General features: G+C 52.1%; 16 protein-coding genes. All 16 read right to left on the bottom strand.

Annotated elements, in window-relative coordinates:
• Positions 1-18: 18 nt before the first annotated feature.
• The 16 genes from IE054_RS00960 to flhA all read right to left on the bottom strand — a co-directional run bounded on the left by IE054_RS00960 (position 19) and on the right by flhA (position 17,699).
• The gene (locus IE054_RS00960) at positions 19-603 is read right to left on the bottom strand and encodes a DUF938 domain-containing protein (RefSeq protein ID WP_189403221.1); all 585 of its coding nucleotides are present in this window, start codon (positions 601-603) and stop codon (positions 19-21) included.
• Positions 596-3,223 (bottom strand): methionine synthase, encoded by a 2,628-nt coding sequence (gene metH, locus IE054_RS00955; protein WP_189403220.1) that lies wholly within the window; start codon positions 3,221-3,223, stop codon positions 596-598. Before metH ends, IE054_RS00960 begins: the two co-directional genes overlap by 8 nt.
• Positions 3,224-3,231: 8 nt before the next feature.
• Positions 3,232-4,287 (bottom strand): homocysteine S-methyltransferase family protein, encoded by a 1,056-nt coding sequence (locus tag IE054_RS00950; RefSeq protein ID WP_189403219.1) that lies wholly within the window; start codon positions 4,285-4,287, stop codon positions 3,232-3,234.
• Complete coding sequence (locus IE054_RS00945) at positions 4,280-5,230, bottom strand: homoserine O-succinyltransferase (RefSeq protein ID WP_189403218.1); 951 nt, start codon at positions 5,228-5,230, stop codon at positions 4,280-4,282. Before IE054_RS00945 ends, IE054_RS00950 begins: the two co-directional genes overlap by 8 nt.
• 101 nt (positions 5,231-5,331) lie before the next feature.
• The gene (locus IE054_RS00940; RefSeq protein ID WP_189403217.1) at positions 5,332-5,754 is read right to left on the bottom strand and encodes a DUF2802 domain-containing protein; all 423 of its coding nucleotides are present in this window, start codon (positions 5,752-5,754) and stop codon (positions 5,332-5,334) included.
• 117 nt (positions 5,755-5,871) lie between these two features.
• Positions 5,872-6,363, bottom strand: coding sequence for a chemotaxis protein CheW (locus tag IE054_RS00935; protein WP_189403216.1), 492 nt, complete (start codon positions 6,361-6,363; stop codon positions 5,872-5,874).
• A gap of 18 nt (positions 6,364-6,381) precedes the next feature.
• Entirely contained in the window at positions 6,382-7,140 is a 759-nt protein-coding gene (locus IE054_RS00930) for a chemotaxis protein CheW (RefSeq protein ID WP_189403215.1), read from the bottom strand.
• Between the two features lie 4 nt (positions 7,141-7,144).
• A complete protein-coding gene (locus IE054_RS00925; RefSeq protein WP_189403214.1) occupies positions 7,145-7,909 on the bottom strand; it encodes a ParA family protein in 765 nt (254 codons plus the stop codon).
• A 37-nt stretch (positions 7,910-7,946) separates the two neighbouring features.
• Entirely contained in the window at positions 7,947-9,071 is a 1,125-nt protein-coding gene (locus IE054_RS00920; protein ID WP_189403213.1) for a protein-glutamate methylesterase/protein-glutamine glutaminase, read from the bottom strand.
• A 38-nt stretch (positions 9,072-9,109) separates the two neighbouring features.
• On the bottom strand, positions 9,110-11,392 hold the full coding sequence (locus IE054_RS00915) for a chemotaxis protein CheA (protein WP_189403212.1): 2,283 nt from the start codon (positions 11,390-11,392) through the stop codon (positions 9,110-9,112).
• A 12-nt stretch (positions 11,393-11,404) separates the two neighbouring features.
• Positions 11,405-12,157 (bottom strand): protein phosphatase CheZ, encoded by a 753-nt coding sequence (locus IE054_RS00910; RefSeq protein WP_189403211.1) that lies wholly within the window; start codon positions 12,155-12,157, stop codon positions 11,405-11,407.
• Between the two features lie 34 nt (positions 12,158-12,191).
• The gene (gene cheY / locus IE054_RS00905) at positions 12,192-12,575 is read right to left on the bottom strand and encodes a chemotaxis response regulator CheY (protein ID WP_189403210.1); all 384 of its coding nucleotides are present in this window, start codon (positions 12,573-12,575) and stop codon (positions 12,192-12,194) included.
• A 41-nt stretch (positions 12,576-12,616) separates the two neighbouring features.
• Positions 12,617-13,345 (bottom strand): RNA polymerase sigma factor FliA, encoded by a 729-nt coding sequence (locus tag IE054_RS00900; protein WP_189403209.1) that lies wholly within the window; start codon positions 13,343-13,345, stop codon positions 12,617-12,619.
• Entirely contained in the window at positions 13,342-14,208 is an 867-nt protein-coding gene (locus IE054_RS00895; RefSeq protein ID WP_189403208.1) for a MinD/ParA family protein, read from the bottom strand. Before IE054_RS00895 ends, IE054_RS00900 begins: the two co-directional genes overlap by 4 nt.
• Positions 14,205-15,569: a flagellar biosynthesis GTPase FlhF gene (gene flhF, locus IE054_RS00890; RefSeq protein ID WP_189403207.1), complete on the bottom strand. Its 1,365-nt coding sequence runs from the start codon at positions 15,567-15,569 to the stop codon at positions 14,205-14,207. Before flhF ends, IE054_RS00895 begins: the two co-directional genes overlap by 4 nt.
• Before the next feature lie 30 nt (positions 15,570-15,599).
• The gene (flhA, locus tag IE054_RS00885; RefSeq protein ID WP_189403206.1) at positions 15,600-17,699 is read right to left on the bottom strand and encodes a flagellar biosynthesis protein FlhA; all 2,100 of its coding nucleotides are present in this window, start codon (positions 17,697-17,699) and stop codon (positions 15,600-15,602) included.
• Between the last annotated feature and the right edge of the window lie 128 nt (positions 17,700-17,827).

Genomic DNA, 17,827 nt, shown 5'->3' with positions numbered 1-17,827 from the left:
AGAGCTATATAGCCTGCCCTATACCCTGCGCCAGATAAGCAATAGATTGTTAGCTGGCATCGTATTTATTTCCTCAATGATAAGGGTATCGGCCCAACTCTGAAGTTCTTCAATATCGCGGTAACCACCATATCCCTGGGCACGCAATGACGCATCGAAATCGCGGTTACTTTGTGAGGAGTACTTACCCTGACGTAAAAACGGACCATACTGACAAAATACGCCCTTTTCCGGGAGCGCTGCCGCGACCTGCTGCATCATCGCTTTCACTTCGTGGGGCTGCATAATATGCGCTGTGTTGGCACTGTACACGGCGTCAAAGGTGTTGGCAGGCAAACGATGTTCACCTATGGTGATAAGTTGCGGGGGACGCACGTTATCCAGCCCGGCATCAGCCAGCCATTGGTGAATACCGCTATGATACTGGCGCTGATCACTGGTCTGCCAGGTTAGGTGAGGCAGATTCGCGGCAAAGTGCACGGCGTGCTGCCCGGTGCCACTGCCAATTTCCAGGACCCGTTTTTTATCCGCAAGCACACGCCGCAACACTTGCAATATCGGGCCCTTGTTATTTTCACAGGCCTGACTGAAAGGTTTATCCATCCTGTAAATTCGGCGCAAGCCAGCGCGCCGCCTCTTCTGTTGACCAGCCTTTACGCTGTGCATAGTCATGTAGCTGGTCATCCTGAATTTTCGCTACCGCAAAGTATCGGCACTGAGGATGCGAGAAATACCAGCCAGAAACAGACGCGCCCGGCCACATGGCAAAACTCTCAGTCAGCGTCATTGAGGTATGTGCCTCAGCATCCAACAGATCCCAGATTAGCTGTTTTTCTGTATGTTCAGGGCAGGCTGCATAGCCTGGCGCCGGACGAATACCCTGATATTTCTCGCGAATCAGCTCTTCATTGCTAAGTGCTTCTTCATTGGCATACCCCCAGTATTCTTTCCGGACACGTTCGTGAAGGTACTCGGCAAAGGCTTCTGCCAGGCGATCCGCCACGGCCTTCACCATAATTGCATTATAATCATCACCGGCCGCCTTGTAATGCTCAGCAAGCGCATCCTCACCGATGCCTCCGGTAACGGCGAACGCGCCCACATAATCGGCAATGCCGCTCTCTTTGGGTGCCACAAAATCAGACAAACAATAATTCGCAAAGTCTTTTTTCAGGGTCTGCTGTCGCAGATGATGCGACACGCCAATTACCTCACTGCGCGAGTCATCCTGATAAATCTCAATATCATCCTGCGTACGGTTGGCCGCGAACAATCCGATCACGCCTTTGGCCGTCAGGCTGCCACTTGCTATCACCTCGTCCAGCATGGCGTTGGCATCGTCAAACAGACTGCGGGCCTGCTCACCCACCACATCATCATCCAGAATACGGGGATATTTTCCGGCCAGTGACCAGGTTAGAAAAAACGGCGTCCAGTCGATGTAATTACGCAGTGTCGCCAGATCGGCGTCAACCGGGAATACGCCGAGTTTGTTGGGCACCGGAGGTGGTGTACTGAAATCTGGTACAAACGCGTTGGCTCTGGCCTCTTCAAGCGTAACGGGACGTGAACGCGGCTGCTTCCTGGCATGCTGCTGACGTACTTTATCGTACTCTTTTTCCAGTTCTTTCGCATAGATCTCACGTGACCCACGGTTCAGCAGCTTCTGGCAAACACCCACAGCACGGCTGGCATTGGCAACATAGGCTACCGGCGCATGATAATTGTGCTCAATTTTTACGGCAGTATGAGCTTTGGAGGTCGTCGCGCCACCAATCAGCAGTGGTAAATCAAAGTCCTGACGTTCCATTTCTTTGGCAACATGCACCATTTCGTCCAGCGATGGCGTAATCAGGCCTGATAACCCTATCATGTCCACCTGCTCGTCCAGCGCCGTTTGCAGAATGGTCTGGCAGGGCACCATCACGCCTAAATCAATAACTTCAAAGTTATTGCACTGCAGCACCACGCCGACGATGTTCTTGCCGATGTCATGAACATCGCCTTTAACTGTTGCCAGCAGGATCTTGCCGTTACTTTTCGCATCATCACTTTTTTCTGCCTCAATGTAAGGCTGAAGATAGGCCACTGCCTTTTTCATAACGCGCGCGGATTTCACCACCTGCGGTAAAAACATTTTACCTTCGCCGAACAGGTCACCAACGACATTCATGCCATCCATCAGCGGCCCTTCAATGACATGCAGCGGCTTATCTGCAGCCTGGCGGGCCGCTTCGGTGTCGTCGATAATATAGTCGGTGATCCCTTTAACCAGTGCGTGCTCCAGTCGTTTATTGACTTCCAGTTCGCGCCAGCTTAAATCTTCCTTCGCAGCGGCTTTACCATCGCCCTGAAATTCAGGCGCAATATCCAGCAAACGCTCAGTGGCATCATCCCGACGATTCAGGATCACATCTTCTACTGCGTCGCGCAGTTTATCCGGGATCTCATCATACACTTCCAGCTGCCCGGCGTTGACGATAGCCATATCCATACCGGCCCGAATGGCATGGTACAAAAACACCGAGTGCATGGCTTCACGCACCGGATTATTGCCACGGAAGGAAAAGGAGATATTCGACAGCCCGCCAGAGATGTGGGAGTGTGGGCAACGCGCCCTGATCTCCCGGGTCGCTTCAATAAAATCCACCGCGTAATTATTGTGCTCTTCAATCCCGGTTGCCACGGCAAAAATATTCGGGTCAAAAATAATGTCTTCAGGCGCAAATCCTACGGTCTGGGTAAGTAAGCGGTAACTACGCTCGCAGATCTCAACTTTTCTCGCCTTGGTATCGGCCTGTCCGTCTTCATCGAAGGCCATGACCACCGTCGCCGCGCCATAACGTTTAATCAGACTGGCCTGTTTAATAAACAGCGCCTCACCTTCCTTAAGGCTGATTGAGTTTACGATGGCCTTGCCCTGAACACATTTTAGCCCGGCTTCTATTACCTCCCATTTAGAGGAGTCAATCATTACCGGCACCTTGCAGATATCCGGTTCCGAGGCGATCAGGTTAAGGAACGTCTGCATCGCGTCAACGGCATCAAGCATGGCTTCATCCATGTTGATGTCGATGATCTGGGCGCCATTTTCGACTTGCTGGCGCGCCACGTCTAAGGCGGTTTCGTAATCACCGTCGAGAATCAGCCGTTTGAAGCGGGCAGAGCCGGTAACATTGGTGCGTTCACCAATATTGATAAAAGTGGCGATTGGTTGTGTCACATAACCTCCTAGTGAACGAACGGCTCGAGGCCGGCCAGACGCATTTTAGGTGCAAAGTGCGGTACCTGACGAGGCGCCTTACCTGCGACCGCGTCGGCAATATCGCGGATATGAGAAGGGGTACTTCCGCAACAGCCGCCGACAATATTGACCAGGCCCGACTCGGCCCACTCTCCAATATGCGCGGCCATTTCCGGCCCTTCCATATCGTACTCACCAAACTCATTAGGTAGCCCGGCATTAGGGTGTGCTGAGACCAGACATTCGCTGACCGCGGACAATTCTTCGACGTACTGGCGCAGTAAATCGGGACCCAGCGCACAATTTAGCCCGAATGACAGCGGATTGATATGCCGCATAGAATAATAGAACGCTTCACTGGTCTGCCCGGAAAGCGTGCGGCCAGAGGCATCAGTAATGGTGCCGGAGACCATCACTGGCAGACGCGTCTGCCGCTCCTCAAACACCGTTTCAACAGCAAACGCTGCCGCTTTGGCATTCAGCGTATCAAAAATAGTTTCCAGCATGATAATGTCTACGCCGCCATCCATTAGTGCATTGACAGACTCGGCATAGGCCGTCACCAGCTCATCGAAGCTGACATTGCGCTTGCCGGGATCATTCACATCCGGCGAAATGGACGCTGTCCGGTTAGTCGGCCCGAGCACGCCAGCCACAAAGCGCGGCTTGTCCGGTGTCTTTGCCGTAAATTCATCGGCAGCGCGTCGGGCGACACGTGCCGCGGCGCGGTTGATGTCTGCAGACTGCGCCTGCATATCGTAGTCGGCCATGGCGATGGTAGTCGCGTTGAATGTATTGGTTTCAATAATATCCGCACCGGCTTCAAGATAATCACAGTGGATTTGATAGATTAGCTCCGGCTGGGTGACTGACAGCAAATCATTGTTACCTTTCACATCGCAGTGCCAGTCAGCATACGCCTCGCCACGGTAATCATCTTCACTGAGCGCATGCTGCTGGATCATCGTGCCCATGGCGCCATCCAGCACCAAAACACGTTTGGCAGCGGCATCACGAAGTTGTGTCAGGGTTGTGTTACTCATGCTGGCTCCTTACCTTGTGTTGCTTGGCGGCAAGCTGGCTTAAATCAAACGGTGTGGTCTGGTAGACATAATAGTTCAGCCAGTTCGTAAACAGCAGGCTGCCGTGCGCGCGCCAGCGCATCATTACTTCAGAAGCCGGATCGTCATGCAGATAATAATTAACCGGCACTGATGGCGCCTGGTTAGCGGCCAGATCACGGCGGTACTCTTCATCCAGGGTGTTCGCATCATATTCGGGATGCCCCGTCACAAATACCATTCGCTTATCCTCAGAGGCCACCACATATGCCCCTACCTCATCGGATTCAGCAACAACATGCAGGCCGTCTACCCCTTCATAATCAGCAACGTCTATATGGCCGTAGCGGGAGTGTGGCGCGTAAAAAACAGGATCAAAGCCGCGCAGTAGCTCATTATTCGGAGATTTGACCCGGTGCGGGTAAACGCCTGAGAACTTATTATCCAGCAACCGACGGGTAATACCGTAAAACTTATACATGGCAGCGTGAGCCGCCCAGCAGAGGTAAAGCGTCGACTGCACGTGACGCTGCGCCCAGTCAAAAATCGCCGTTATACTGTCCCAGTATTTGACCTTCTCATAGTCCAGCATCGCCAGTGGCGCACCGGTAATGATGAGTCCATCGTATTTTTTGTTAGCGACGCTGGAGAAGTCGTGATAAAACGCATCCATATGCGATTGGGGCGTATTTTTCGGCGCCTGGTTATCAATGCGTATCAGGTCGACATTAATTTGCAGCGGGGTATTAGACAGTAACCGCAGCAGCTGGACCTCTGTCGCAATTTTATTCGGCATCAGATTGAGAATTCCCACTTCGAGCGGACGAATGTCCTGAGACGCGGCGCGGCCACTGTCCATAGTGAAGATATTTTCGCCCAGTAGTACCCCTTGTGCGGGCAATTGGTCCGGGATGCGAATCGGCATGACAGCTCCAGTGGTTGGGAAGACAGATCCCTATTGTGGCGATTGCCGAACAGATGTCAACATCTTTACGTCTAGACGTCCAAACGTTTATTTATACTCTATCAGGATTGATTACGATGTACCGTGATCAACATTTCAGCCTCAGCCCGGGGAATATCGCAGGCCTCCATAACCTCCTCCATGCTCGCGCCCTGTTTAACCAGTTCAGCAGCGCGCTGATAAAGCCGCATAGACGGGTCCTGCAATTTAACGTCGCGGATCTGGGTTTCCAGCTCGGTCTGCTTTTCTTCGATGGTACTTAAATGACGGGTGACAACCACGACGCGGGTCTGATCTTCATTCTGCTGGTGCTGAAGTGCATTTACAGCCTCTTTCAGCGACACCAGACTGATAGTGGCATTTTCAAGTTCCTGCCGGGTTTTGCGCAAGCGCTGATGAAGCAGCACAATCGCCAGCACGCCTGCCACGGTGAGCATGGCAAGCGCAGCAATGAGGCTAAGCTGGACTAGCGAAAGCGAGGACATAAGTGACTGATTGGCTCCCACTGTAACTGCGGTATTTTAGTGAAGGTAGTAGCAGACGGCGGGCGCGCAGTGCAGTTACGTGTAAACGTACCGATTACCCGCGCTCCGCCAGCAACGCTACATATTCTGAATTTCTTCCCACTCTTCATCACTGAGCAGTTTATTCAGATCGACAAGGATGAGTAATTCGCCATCTCGGTTACTCACGCCCTGGATAAATTTCGCACTTTCTTCGGTACCCACGTTCGGCGCGCTGTCGATGTCTGACGACTTGAGATACACCACCTCAGCGACGCTATCGACTAGAATACCCACAACCTGCTCGTCTGACTCTATGATAACGATACGGGTATTGTCCGTGATTTCAGCTGTCGGCAGACCAAACCGTGCCCGCGTATCGATGACCGTGACAACATTGCCACGCAGGTTAATGATGCCAAGTACATAATCGGGTGCACCGGGTACGGGCGCAATTTCAGTATGGCGAAGGACTTCCTGCACCTGCATTACATTGATGCCGTAGGTCTCATCCCCCAGACGGTAGGTTACCCACTGAAGAATTTCATCATTTGCTTCAGCGGCATTGTTACTAGCTGTTTTATCGTTCATGAACCTTGGCTCCCATTCCTAAGGCGTCTGGTCGTTACTACCTAAGCCATTGTTTAGCATAGCAATTAACTGATAAACATCAATTAATGCACACATTCTTTCTTTTACCATCCCTGCCAGCCAGGGCCGCTTGCCCTGTGCTTCCCGCCATTTAACGTCGGCTTTTGACAAGGTTACCGTATTCACCAGGTTTTCACTGGCCAGGCCCCATTCGCTCTCACCCAGCATGATCAAATACCGATAGTGTAGCGCGTCTGCAAGACTTTGATCGTATTTTTCCGGCATCACCCATTGTGCGGTATCCACCACATTGAGTTTTTCGTCACGGTGCAGCATGACACCTTTAAACCATGACGGCTTTCCAAACAACGGACCGACTTTCTCCAGTTGATGGATGCCACCCAGGGTTATGAGCGGAACTGCCAGCGTGAGCCCCGCGACCTCAAAAAACAGTGCCTGAAACTGCTCATCCAGCAATGATGCGACTGGCGTTGCTGCAATGTCTTGCTGACTTAACGCCGGTTGCTGTTGCGCCGGTGCCGTTGTATCCGGCGTGTCGGCTTCCGGTGCATCAAAGGATTGCACCACGTCTGCATTATCACCGTCCTCATCAGGTGGCAGCGGCACCGTCGACTCTTCGCTGATACGTCTGGCCGCATCTTCGAGCAACTTTGCCGTATTTGCGGTTACGTCAGCGGGATCTTCCGGGGCGCGCAGCAGGCTATCAAGGTATTCCTGCATCACCCCTTCTCGTGCAAACGGAGAGTTTTTACCCATCGCGTTATCGCTCCAACTCTTTTAGTAACCTGGAGTAAGCCAATACGCCCCGTGTTTTCGGGTACTCCACATTCGCAGGTAAATGTACCTGACTGGCATCCCTGAAATGGGTATCGATGGGTATGACACTTTCCCATACCCGCTCACCATAGTCGGTCATCAGCCGCTTTTGCGATGCCAGTGCCGCATTCGTCCGTTTATCAAACATCGTAGGAACAATTAACGTATCGAAGGACTTATTCAGGGACGTGCCCATAATATCCAGTGTATGGATCATCCGGTCCAGGCCTTTAAGCGCCAGATATTCCGTCTGCGTCGGAATGACAACCTTATCACAGGCAGCCAGCGCGTTTACCATGAGAACCCCAAGCACCGGGGGACAATCCAGCAGCACATAATCAAAATCGCTGGCAACCTGAGCAAGTGCCCGTTTAAGCACCAATCCCATGCCCTGCTGCGTGCCCATTTGACGGTCCAGCGTCGCCAGCGCCATGGTTGCAGGTAACACGTACATACTCTCTACTTTTGTCGGACACAGGCAGTCGAGGACATCATCGGTGGTTGCCGGCGTTTCACGCACAAAAATGTCGTAAACAGAGGTTGAAAGCGCTTCTGAATCAATTCCAAAGTAATAGCTCAGCGACGCATGGGGATCGGTATCAACCAGCAACACGCGTTCACCACGCTGAGCGAGCAAGCCGCCAAGCGTCACTGTCGTGGTGGTTTTGCCTACGCCACCTTTCTGGTTTGCAATTGTCCAAATCTTCACGACTACCAAACTATTAGTGGATTGTGGGCCGACGTGCTCAACCCGCTTCCGTTAGAATGCAATTACTTATATCGTCAATGCTGATACTTTTTACAGAAATATTTGCCGATGCCACGGCCTGAGGCATGCCATAAACAACACAAGACGCCTGATCCTGCGCCCAGATAGTGGCCCCTTTTTCTTTCAGCGACCGGCAACCTTCACGGCCGTCAGCCCCCATCCCTGTCAGGATCACACTAAGCACATCACCGCCGTAAACACTCGCCACTGAACGCAGCGTTACATCAACACTGGGTTTATAACTGACTTTATCCTGGCCGGTTTCATCGGTAATGCGCAGTCGCTTAATACTTCCCTGCTGCTCAACCACCATTTGCTTACCGCCTGGCGCCAGGTATGCATGCCCAGCGCGCAATATATCGCCGTCTTCGGCCTCTTTAACAGCCAGCTTACAGTTGCCGTTCAAACGCTCTGCAAACGCGTGCGTAAAGGTGCCAGGCATATGCTGCACCAATAAAATAGGAAGCGGAAAGTCAGCAGGCAGCGGTGTCAGCACTTTCTGTAAGGCCACTGGGCCGCCGGTCGAGGCGCCGATGGTCAGACATTTATACAATTTTCCGGAACGCGTGACACTCGATACGGTAGGCTGTGAGGCGGCATCATTACGCCCCGACAATAAGCCCGACGAGCGAAAAAATTTCTGTTTGGGGGCGGACGGGGGCAGCGGCTTTGCATCACGCAGTGACGGACGGCGAATGCCTATACCCCGGCGGGCAATCAGCCGGACTTTAGTACAGAGCATTTGTGCTGCCTCTTTGCGGTTCTGCGCAATGTCTTCAAACTTTTTCGGCAGAAAATCCAGCGCTCCTGCTTCCAGCGCATCCAGCGTTGCCTGCGCACCATGATGGGTCAGCGAGGAAAACATCAGGATCGGCACAGGCCGCTGTTGCATGATGGCTTTCACAGCAGTGATGCCATCCATAACCGGCATTTCCACATCCATGGTCACCACATCGGGCGCCAGAGACTGCACCATGTCTACCGCATCTTGTCCATTTCGCGCTTCACCCACCACTTCCAGTTCACGGTCGGCATCGAGGATCTCCCTTACCCGACGGCGGTAAAACGTCGAATCATCCACCACCAGGACTTTAAACACCATGACCTCGTCTTTCCTTTATATTGCTATATTGCGATTGCTTACTTCAGTGCCTTGCGGGCATATCGTTTCAACAAACCAGGGATGTCCAGAATAAGCGCAATACCCCCGTCAGATGTAATCGTCGCGCCCGCCATGCCAGGCGTACCCTGTAATAATGCATCAAGCGGCTTAATCACAACTTCTTCCTGGCCTATCAGCGCATCGACCACAAAGCCAACCTGTTGGGTGCCAATCTGAACCACAACAACATGTCCTTTCTCACGATCAATGTGCCCGGGACCACCACGCACCAGCCATTCCTGCAGGTAGAAGATAGGGATCGCTTTGGAGCGCACAATCATGGTCAGCTGGCCGTCTACGGTGTTGGTTTTGCTGATATCCATGTTGATTATTTCACTGACCGCGCCAAGCGGAAGTGCAAAAGTTTGCGGACCCACAACGATCATCAGGGTTGGCAGGATGGCCAGTGTCAGCGGTACCTTGATATCAAGACGGGTGCCTTTGCCCATCTTTGAATCAATATTGATGGTCCCGTTGAGCTGGTTGATTTTGGTTTTCACCACATCCATACCCACGCCGCGGCCGGAAATGTCACTGATCTCTGTTTTCGTCGAGAAGCCAGGGGCGAAAATCAGGTTAAACGCTTCTACATCTGACATGCGGGCTGCCGCATCTGCATCCAGCACGTTTCGGCTGATCGCTATTTCTTTCAGCTTCTCCGGATCCATACCTTTACCATCATCTTCAATGGTAAGCAGAATATGATCGCCTTCCTGCGATGCAGAGAGCCGTACTGTGCCCATTCTGGGCTTCCCGGCATCCTGGCGTTCGTCTGGCATCTCAATACCATGATCCACCGAGTTGCGTACCAGGTGAACCAACGGATCAGCCAGGGCTTCAACCAGATTTTTGTCCAGATCGGTATCTTCGCCTTCCAGTTTGAGCGTAATCTCTTTTTTCAGACTACGCGCAAGATCGCGCACAACGCGAGGGAAGCGTCCAAATACCTTCTTGATAGGCTGCATGCGGGTTTTCATAACCGCACCCTGCAAATCACCGGTCACCACGTCCAGGTTGGCAATGGCCTTGGACATGCTTTCATCGCTGGTGTTAATTCCTAAGCTCAGCAGACGGTTTCTTACCAGTACCAACTCGCCCACCATATTCATGATTTGGTCCAGACGCTTGGTATCCACCCGTACGGTTGTCTCTCCGGACGGCGCCGGCGGTGTCGCTTTTTTGTCGTCTTTCTTTGCTGGCGGTGGTGCGGCGCTGCCGGATGAAGCCGGCTTTTCCGGCGACGGAGCTGGCTTGGGGCTGCTTTGGGTAGGCTTCTGTGCCGCCTTGGCTTTATTTACTGCATCGGTGGCTGTTTTATCCACGTTGTTCTGTGCGCCTTTGCTGGCGCCTTGTGACGTTGCGGCAGAACCGGCTTTACCGGTTGGACCCTGGCCGGAACCGTGCAACTGATCCAGCAGTTTTTCAAATTCGTCGTCGGTAATTTCATCATCACCGGCACCCGCTTTTTGCGCGGACTTTTCCGATGCTGCCGGTGGTGGTTCCGGAGCCGGGGCGCTGTCATCCGCGGCGTTAAACTGGCCTTTACCATGCAATTCGTCTAGCAGCGCTTCAAACTCATCATCAGTGATGTCTTCATCATTCTTGCCAGACGCGGCCTTCTGCTGCTCTGCCTGTTGTGCCGGCTCCGATGGACGGCCAGGTGCGCCCTCGCCATGCAGTTCATCAAGCAGTTTTTCAAATTCATCTTCGGTGATATCTTCAATGCTGCCGTCAGGCTCTTTAGTCTTAACCGCATCGATTTCGGCAGGCTCGGGGGGCTCTTCTACGGCAAATTCTTCATCGTCAGACGCTGGCGCATTTTGCGCTGCGCCAACAGCAGTCGCCTCACTCAGGATATTCTCGTCGGGCGTTTCCGGCTCGCTGAGTTTATGTAACAGATCAACTAGTTGGGGATCGGCCGCTTCCAGCGGTTCGCGCGCTTTCACTTTCTCGAACATTTCGACCACGACATCAGTGGCCTGCAAAATCACGTCCATCAATTCCGGTGTAAGCGTCCGCTGTCCGTTTCGCATGACGTCGAACACGTTTTCAGCACCGTGGCAAATTTCAACCAGTTCAGTCAGGGACAAAAAGCCTGCACCGCCCTTTACGGTATGATAGCCACGGAAAATTGCATTGAGTAAATCGCCATCCTCTGGATTTCTCTCCAAATCGACGAGTTGCTCCTGCAACTGCTCTAAGATTTCTCCGGCTTCTACCAGGAAGTCCTGTAGTATTTCCTCGTCAACGTCAAACGACATTCGCCTGCTCCCCTAAAAACCTAAGCTAGACAGGAGGTCATCAACATCATCCTGCCCCTGAACCACATCATCCCGACTCTCAGCGTCGATTATGGGTCCTTCAGCGCCTACTTTGTCTTTATCGGACGAGGTTTTAGATTGTTTAGGCTCTTGTGTCTGTTCGGTGTCACCAAACATGGTAAGCATGTTGACCAGACTGTCCTCAACTTCTTTGACCAGCTCAATCACACGGCGTATAACCTGACCCGTCAAATCCTGATAGCCCTGCGCCATTAACACTTCGGTCAACAACCCGGTTAGCTTGGCGGATTCCTGTGAGGCATCTTCCAGCAGTTGATCTATATCGGTGCACAGGGCTTTAAATTCGCCAAGCGCAATCTCGCGGCTCATGAGTTTTTTCCATTCCGGCATGATTTTATCAATACGGCTGGAAAGTGTTTCCGCAATGGGCATGCTGGCCTCGACGGCATCCATCGTTGTATTCGCCGCCTTTTCCGTCTCTTCCATCACGTACGTTAATCTAGACTGCGCATCCGGAATGTCATCATTAGCCAGGTTGGCGATGCGTTCATCAAGTTGGAAATTGTTGAGTGCGTCATGTAGCTGTCGGGTCAGTTTACCCACTTCTTCAAACAGTTCGATCGACTCTTTCATCGACACGGCTTCGAGTATCGCTTTCGCTGACGCGTTATCGCCAGCTTCGAGATACGCAACCAGTTGCCTGGCTTCGTCTAGCGTGATAGGCACGTTTACATCTGTCGACATCCGGTGTTCCTCGTTCGACTATACGACGTCTGGATCAACCTAAACGTTCGAAGATTTTATCAAGCTTCTCTTTCAGCGTTGCTGCAGTAAACGGCTTGACGACATAACCATTAACCCCGGCTTGCGCGGCGGCTACGATTTGTTCTTTTTTGGCTTCAGCGGTCACCATCAGGACAGGTAATTGTTTGAGTTTGTCGTCCGAACGGATGGCACGCAGCAGGTCAATTCCCTGCATCCCTGGCATGTTCCAGTCGGTAACAACAAAGTCAAAGTCACCCTGTTGCAGCATAGGCAGCGCAGTATTGCCGTCGTCCGCTTCCTGGATATTGGAAAACCCCAAATCTTTAAGCAGGTTCTTTATGATACGTCTCATGGTCGAAAAATCGTCAACCACGAGAATTTTCATATTCTTGTCCAAAATGGCCTCCAGTGAGGATTATAAATAGTTGTAAATATTGGCTAATTATCAGCCCGCCATGACTTCATTCGTGATTTGAGTTTTAACATGGCCTGGCTGTGTATCTGGCTGACTCGTGACTCACTGACTTCTAAAACCTCACCAATCTCACGCAGGTTAAGTTCTTCGTCATAGTACAAAGACAGCACTATCGCTTCTCGTTCAGGTAATGTAGTAATAGCATGGGCAAGTGCTTTTTGGAAAGCGCCTTGCATCAAATCTTCCAGCGGCGTGTCGCTGCCCCGGTTCTGCTCCGTGGTTATCACATCTTCAGACACACCAAGATCTTCAATTCCGACCAGTTTACCTGCATTTACCTCATTAAGCATCTGGTGATAGTCAGGCAAACTCACGTTTAATTTGGTGGCAATTTCGGCGTCTCTGGCATCGCGCCCGGTCTCACTTTCAACCTGCGAAATCGCTTCCGTTATGGCGCGACTGTTACGGTGTACCGAGCGGGGTGTCCAGTCGCCTTTACGGATTTCATCGAGCATGGCACCACGGATGCGGATCCCCGCGAACGTCTCAAAACTGGCGCCTTTGGAGCCATCAAAGTTTTTTGCGGCTTCCAGCAGACCAATCATGCCGGACTGGATGAGATCATCCACCAGCACACTTGCCGGCAAACGCGCCATCAGGTGGTGCGCAATGCGCTTCACCAGCGGTGCGTGTCGTTCAACAAGTTGTGATTTATCGGCTTGCTGTTGGTAAGCTGCGGCTTTGCTATTCAACGTTGACTTCCCGCTACTTTACTCGTCACCAATTGTTCAATGAAAAATTCCAGATGTCCACCTGGCTGATTAGGTATTGGCCAGGATGCTGCTTTTGTTGCCAACTGAGAAATCGCCACTGACGCGGGCGACCCTGGAAACGCGTCAACAATGGCGGTTTGCTTACGCACTGCCCGACGGATATTTTCATCAAACGGAATCGTGGCAACCAGCTCCAGAGCGACATCAAGAAAACGCCCGGTTACTTTTGATAACTTGCTGAATAACTCCTGTCCTTCACGGACATCGCGCACCATATTTGCCACCACTTTGAAGCGGAATACACCATGCTCGCGATTGAGTATCTTAATGAGTGCGTAGGCGTCAGTCAGCGATGTGGGCTCGTCGCACACCACCACCATAATGTCCTGCGATGCCTTGGAGAAGCTCAGCACCATATCTGAAATTCCCGCCGCCGTATCGACGATAAGCACATCAATCTGAGAACGCAGTTCGCTGAATGCTCTGATGAGACCGGCATGCTCGGTCGGCGATAACTCGGTCATCGCCTGCGTACCTGACGTTGCTGGCGCAATCTTTATCCCATGCGGCCCGGTGACCAGTACATCATCGAGTGTACACTCGCCTGACAATACGTGAGACAGGTTCTTTTCTACGCGCAGTCCAAGCATGACATCCACGTTTGCCAGACCGAGGTCGGCATCCAGTACCATCACGCGCTTGCCCTGCTTGGCCATTGCAATTGCAGTATTCAGAGTGATGTTGGTTTTTCCAACGCCACCTTTACCGCCCGTTACTGCAATGACTTTAATTAACCTTGACTGATTCATTTTCCGTAAGCTACTCGCTTGATCTTCGATCATACTGCTTGTGCTGCATTTACTACACTAGTGCTACTAGTATGATTCAATCCGTACTTTTTATAAAGCTTTGCGGCAGCCGATACCAGAGATTTCGCATCGGCCACTTTTATATCCTCCGGCACCTTTTGTCCGTCGGTGACATAACTTACCGGTAACTGATATTCAACCGACGCACTTAATATCTCTCCCAGCGAGTAGCATTCATCCAGTTTGGTGAAAATGCAGCCATCCAGCTTCACCGGATCATAGGCACCAATAATGCGCTGTAAGGCTGGGTACTGTGTATTCGCCTGCGTCACCAGGTATTTTTTCACGCGCTGCATCTGCCCGGTATCAAATTGCTGAAGCTGTTTAATCAGACGGCTGTCACGCTGACTGAAGCCGGCCGTGTCAATTAACACAAGGCGTTTATGCCGAAGCTGGAACAACACATCGGCTAACTCCTCGGTGCTCTGCGCCTTTTTTACTGTACAGCCAATGATTTTTCCGTAGGTTGCCAGTTGTTCATACGCGGCGATCCGGTACGTATCAATGGTCACCATGGCCACCGATTCCACACCGTATTTTTGTGCGTAGCGGGCAGCAAGTTTGGCCACCGTGGTGGTCTTGCCAGTCCCCGTCGGCCCTACCAGTGCCACGACACCCGACTGCGACAGAATATCGTTACCGGTCACATTGATGCGGTTAGACAACAGGTTAAGGAGGTAAACCCAGGCTTCGCGTTCAGTATAGTCAGCGGGTACATAGTGAATCAGCTGGTCGGATAAACGCTCACTTAAGCCCATATCGATCAGCCGCTGGCGCAGATAATGATGCACCGGGCGATGGCGCTGCTTTTTCGCTTCCATTAAATCGGCTACCTGAAACTGCAATACACTGCGCAGTGATGCCAGTTCTTCTTTTATTTCTGACAAACTGTCACCGCTGTCTGCGGTTTGCTGCGGTGCACCGGCATCAAAAGCGGTATCCATTGCAGGCGTGTAATCTTGATGCTGTGCGGCCTGAGGCTGGCTGGCCGCTTGCTGCTGCGCAGCAGCGGTTTGCGGCGCAACCGCTGCCTGCGGCTGCGCGGGATTGGGTTTGCCTGGCTGACCGCCCGCCTGCTGTTTTTCAAGCAGTGCGCGTAAGGTGTCCGGGCCGTCATCGCCAATGATCTCGCTCAGGCTGGGCGTGGTCTGCTCTTTTTTAGTCTTTGACTTTAACGACAGTGCCGCGTCCGGCTCTTTATCATACGCCGCCACCAGTTCAATACCATCTGCCACCTTTCGGTTGGACATGATCACTGCATCACTACCTAGCTCCGCTTTTACCTGGCTGAGCGCCTCTCGCATGTCTTTGCCAAAGAATCGTCTGATTTTCATTGCAACCTCGTAACCAACTCGGGTGTCAGATTATTGACCCACAGAACTGACAATTTTTATTTGTTTGTCGTCCGGAATTTCCTGATAAGACAAGACATTCAATCCAGCGACAGAGTATTTCAGGAAGCGTGATAACACCGGCCGCAACATGCCTGATGTGAGTAACACCGCTGGCTCGCCTTCCAGCTCCTGGTTCTGACTTGCCTGCTGCAATGACTTTTGCAGCTTGTCGGCCAGACCCGGTTCGATGCCAGCGCCATCTTCGCCACCTGCCTGCAATGACTGGTGCAACATCTGTTCCAGTTCTGGTGCCAGAGTTATGACAGGGATCTCGGCGTTGCCCGATACGATTTCCTGAACAATCAAACGCTTTAACGAAATACGTACCGCAGAGACCAGTACATCGGGGTCCTGACTGCGCGGCCCGTATTCACTTAACGTCTGCACAATCGTGCGCATGTCACGAATAGGCACGCCTTCAAAGAGCAGGGTTTGCAGCACTTTCACCACGGTTGAAAGCTGAAGAATATCGGGGACCAGCCCTTCCACCAGTTTAGGGTTATGCTTAGCCAGCATGTCCAGCAATTGCTGAGTCTCTTCGTACCCCAGTAACTGGTAGGCATTGTTGGTTAACAGCTGACTTAAATGGGTGGCCACCACTGTTGCCGCGTCTACCACGGTGTATCCCAGGGTCTGTGCATGTTCGCGTTTGCCCGGCTTGATCCACACTGCATCCAGTCCAAAGGCCGGATCCTTAGTGGCACGCCCCTCCAGCTTTCCGAACACCTGTCCAGGGTTAATGGCCAGCTCTTCGTCATGGCTTATCTGGGCTTCCCCGATATTGACGCCTAATAAGGCAATCTCATAGGCATTGGGATCTAAATCCAGGTTATCGCGAATGTGTACCGGCGGAATAAGAAAGCCCAGTTCCTGTGACAGTTTTTTGCGCACGCCTTTGATACGCGTCAGTAATTCGCCACCCTGCGACTTATCCACCAGCGGGATCAACCGGTAGCCCACTTCCAGACCGATGGTATCGACATGCTGTACATCGTCCCAGCCCAGCTCTTTGACTTCCGGGGCTACCTGTTCGTTTTGACTGACTTCTGCCGGCGCAGCGGGCTGCTGCGCAGCAATTTTCGCCTGACGGGTACGCCATAACGCATAGCCTGCGGCCATGGCAGAAAATGACAGGAAGGCTAAGTGTGGCATGCCGGGAATAATTCCCATAACAAACAACACTCCAGCCGCAATATACAGCGCCTGCTGATTGCCCAGCTGCTCCGTGATCTCGCTGCCCATCTCCTGGGTTTCATTTTCACGCGTCACAATAATGGCAGTGGCCACCGACAGCAGTAGTGAAGGAATTTGCGCCACCAGGCCGTCACCAATAGTCAGAATGGTGTAGACTTCGATTGCATTGCCAAATGCCAGGTCGTGCTGGATCATGCCAATAAACAGGCCGCCAACAATATTGATCAGCATGATAAACAGGCCCGCCACGGCATCGCCTTTCACAAATTTTGACGCACCATCCATTGAGCCGTAGAAGTCAGCCTCAGCGGTGATTTCCTCACGCCGGGCGCGTGCCTGGTCCTGATCAATATAGCCTGCGTTCAAATCCGCATCGATGGCCATTTGTTTACCAGGCATGGCATCCAGGGTAAACCGTGCGCCGACTTCTGAAATACGGCCAGCACCAGCGGTAACCACTTTAAAGTTAATAATAAGCAGGATGGCAAACACCACGATACCTACGGCATAGTTTCCGCCAATCACCACTTCACCGAAGGCTTCAATGACTTTCCCGGCCGCATCACCGCCCTCGTGCCCATAGAGCAAAACAACCCGGGTTGACGCTACGTTCAGCGCCAGCCGTAGTACCGTTGCAATCAGCAATACTAAAGGGAAGATTCCAAAGTCAATCGGACGTTTAGTAAATACCGCCACCAGAATGATGACCAGCGATAAGGCAATATTGAAACTGAACAGCACATCCAGTAAAAATGGCGGCATAGGCAAAATAACCATGCCCATGATGGCCAGCAGTACAATCGGCGCGCCCAGGCCACTGGAAAACTGCTGAAGCTGCGTTTTATCGAATCGCTGTAAATAACCGGATAACTGCATAGCGGATTAAGGTCTCTATCAGAATTTTGACACTTTTTCTGTCTGACGAGACTAATTACAAACACCGTGCCAGTTTTGTGAATCCGTGGCAGTTGCGGCGTCAGAATGATAAGCATCGGTGCATGCCA

Source organism: Alteromonas halophila (assembly GCF_014651815.1).
In the GTDB taxonomy this organism is placed as follows: domain Bacteria; phylum Pseudomonadota; class Gammaproteobacteria; order Enterobacterales; family Alteromonadaceae; genus Alteromonas; species Alteromonas halophila.
The sequence above is the reverse complement of the archived record's forward strand: the minus strand, read 5'-3'. Positions and strand labels throughout refer to the sequence as shown.

Bases quoted from the DNA above. Each gene is read 5' to 3' on its own strand.
- flhF (WP_189403207.1), bottom strand. From the start codon at position 15,569: ATGAAAATCAGACGATTCTTTGGCAAAGACATGCGAGAGGCGCTCAGC.
- IE054_RS00960 (WP_189403221.1), bottom strand. From the start codon at position 603: ATGGATAAACCTTTCAGTCAGGCCTGTGAAAATAACAAGGGCCCGATA.
- flhA (WP_189403206.1), bottom strand. From the start codon at position 17,699: ATGCAGTTATCCGGTTATTTACAGCGATTCGATAAAACGCAGCTTCAG.
- IE054_RS00915 (WP_189403212.1), bottom strand. From the start codon at position 11,392: ATGTCGTTTGACGTTGACGAGGAAATACTACAGGACTTCCTGGTAGAA.
- IE054_RS00920 (WP_189403213.1), bottom strand. From the start codon at position 9,071: ATGGTGTTTAAAGTCCTGGTGGTGGATGATTCGACGTTTTACCGCCGT.
- IE054_RS00910 (WP_189403211.1), bottom strand. From the start codon at position 12,157: ATGTCGACAGATGTAAACGTGCCTATCACGCTAGACGAAGCCAGGCAA.
- IE054_RS00940 (WP_189403217.1), bottom strand. From the start codon at position 5,754: ATGTCCTCGCTTTCGCTAGTCCAGCTTAGCCTCATTGCTGCGCTTGCC.
- IE054_RS00930 (WP_189403215.1), bottom strand. From the start codon at position 7,140: ATGGGTAAAAACTCTCCGTTTGCACGAGAAGGGGTGATGCAGGAATAC.
- IE054_RS00935 (WP_189403216.1), bottom strand. From the start codon at position 6,363: ATGAACGATAAAACAGCTAGTAACAATGCCGCTGAAGCAAATGATGAA.
- IE054_RS00895 (WP_189403208.1), bottom strand. From the start codon at position 14,208: ATGATCGAAGATCAAGCGAGTAGCTTACGGAAAATGAATCAGTCAAGG.
- IE054_RS00950 (WP_189403219.1), bottom strand. From the start codon at position 4,287: ATGAGTAACACAACCCTGACACAACTTCGTGATGCCGCTGCCAAACGT.
- IE054_RS00945 (WP_189403218.1), bottom strand. From the start codon at position 5,230: ATGCCGATTCGCATCCCGGACCAATTGCCCGCACAAGGGGTACTACTG.